The sequence below is a fragment of the Arsukibacterium sp. genome (assembly GCF_041616895.1).
Classification (GTDB): Bacteria; Pseudomonadota; Gammaproteobacteria; order Enterobacterales; family Alteromonadaceae; genus Alishewanella.
Map to the genome: position 1 here is coordinate 1 of NZ_JBFJPY010000192.1, position 2,373 is coordinate 2,373.

2 protein-coding genes are annotated in these 2,373 nt (G+C 49.3%); both read right to left on the reverse strand.

Features of this window, described 5'->3' with window-relative positions; translation table 11 throughout:
• A partial coding sequence (locus tag ABY802_RS16615) for an RNA polymerase sigma factor region1.1 domain-containing protein (RefSeq protein WP_372628232.1) occupies positions 1–801 on the reverse strand: 801 nt, incomplete at its 3' end.
• Between the two features lie 86 nt (positions 802–887).
• Positions 888–2,373, reverse strand: a 1,486-nt coding sequence (gene dnaG / locus ABY802_RS16620) for a DNA primase (RefSeq protein ID WP_372628233.1), incomplete at its 5' end; no start/stop codon positions are given.

Below are 2,373 nucleotides of genomic sequence, written 5' to 3' on the forward strand. Positions count from 1 at the left end.
ATCGAACTGTTTAGGAACTAAACGGAAACAGCGGAAAACCTCACTGAGTTTTTCAATTTCGGTTTTGGTGGTCGCATGTTCGCGGCCATTTTTTTCGATAGAATTGCGGGTTACATCATACTGGGTGCGCAACTCACCGAATTTTATCCGTGCTTCTTCCGGATCGGGGCCGGTGTCTGCTTCAGAATCATCATCGCTATCATCGTCGTCATTGTCGTCGTTGTCATCGTCCTGTTTATCTTCCGGCACGTCTGAACCGATGTGACTGGCAATAACCGGCGCTTCATCAATTTCGTTCGGGTCAATAAAGGCCGAGACAATGTCGCTTAAGCGAATTTCTTCCGCTTCAAACTTATCCCATTGCTCCAGCAGGTACGTAATGGCTTCCGGGTACTCGGCAACCGAGGTTTGTACCTGATTGATGCCGTCTTCAATCCGCTTGGCAATGTCAATTTCGCCTTCACGGGTTAACAGCTCAACGGTACCCATTTCCCGCATGTACATCCGCACCGGGTCGGTTGTGCGTCCCAGCTCTTTATCGACGCTTACTAAAGCCTGAGCGGCTTCTTCTGCAGCGTCTTCATCTGTTGAGGCATCAGCCATTATCAAGTCATCGGCATCGGGCGCGTTTTCAAACACCTGAATACCCATATCGTTGATCATTCGAACTATATCTTCGATCTGATCAGAGTCGATAATGTCTTGTGGAAGGTGATCGTTAACTTCGGCAAAAGTAAGATACCCTTGCTCTTTACCTTTAATGATCAGGAGTTTTAACTGCGACTGAGGACTTTGCTCCATAGAGACTTATCTTCCACCAATGTTGATTAATGTAAAAATGCGAACTAGCGATTATAACAAACCGAAGCTTTTCTAGCCAGTCGGAGTTAGCCTGCTGGTCGCGGTTTTTTGCTTTTCAGTGCTTTTAGCAACAGCACATATTCATGTTGTTCGGCCTGGGTCAGCTGTTTTAGTTTATCTTTTCGTTCCAGTGCTTCCAGTCGTTGTTGCAGATATTGGTCTTCAATAGAGTGGAACGTATCCAAAAATTCCGCTGAAAGCTGCTCAGGTTCGATCTGATGTTGCCAGGCTGCCAGTTTTAAAAGGATGGCATGCTCTGGTAGATCGCGCCAGTATTCGAGCAATTGCGCGGTGCTAAGCCCTGGTTTATCTAATAAGTGCTGCTGCACCGCCAGCAACAATGTAATGCCCGGAATATCGGCACTGGCCAGTTCCGGGGTGTACGGCATAACATTAACCAGCGTCGGGGTTTGTAACAGTAAGGCAATGGCCCGGCGCATAGGCGTCATTTTAATGGTGGCCGGGGCTGGCCGTGCTTGTGGCCGCTTGCTTGCCGGTTTTAAGCGCTCACTGGCGCGACCCAGTAAATTATCCAGTTTTTGTTGTAACGTTTCCTGATAAAAGCTACTGGGTATTTGCTTGATCAGTTCACTGCCTTTAGCCATTAACGCAGATTTACCGCCGTCAGTATTGGCGTCAAATTCCTGCAACAAATGTTCAAACAAATACTGGCTTAACGGTAATGCTTGCTCCAGCCTTGCCATAAAAGCGGTTTTGCCTTCTTTTTGGACTAACGAATCGGGGTCTTCGCCATCGGGCAAAAATACAAAATTCAGTTCAACCCCGTCTTTTAACTGCGGCAGAGCATTTTGCAGCGCGCGCCAGGCTGCATCACGGCCGGCCCGGTCGCCGTCGTAACAGCAAATTACTTTCGGGCTGTAACGAAACAGGGTGTGCATTTGATCTGAGGTGGTCGCAGTACCCAGGCACGCTACCGCAAAGCGGATATCATGTTCGGCCAGCGCGACCACGTCCATGTAACCTTCAACCACCAATAATTGCTTTAAATGGCCGGGTTGCTGACGTACCTGATACAAGCCATACAGCTCGCGGCCTTTATGAAACAGTCGGGTTTCCGGCGAGTTCAGATATTTGGGCTGACCATCATTTAAAATGCGGCCACCGAAGGCAATAACCCGGCCACGCTTATCGTGAATGGGAAACATTAGGCGGTCGCGGAAAAAATCATATTCGCGACCATTGTCGTTGCGGTTAACCAGTTTCAGCTCAATTAACTGTTCACGCACTGCCCGCGGTTTGCCGTTACTTAATTGCTTTAGTACACCATCCCAGCCATCCGGGGCATAACCCAGCTGGAAGTCAGTAATGGTTTGCGCCGACAAGCCCCGCTTTTGCAAATACTGTTGCACTGCCGGGCCATTAGTATGTTGCTGCAGTTGTTGCTGGTAATAGTCGGCAGCCTGCTGCATTAAGCTATAGTCATCGGCCTGTGCGGCAGGGCGGCTTGGGCCCTTGCCTTGTTCGCGCGGTACGTCCATATGCAGTTGCTTG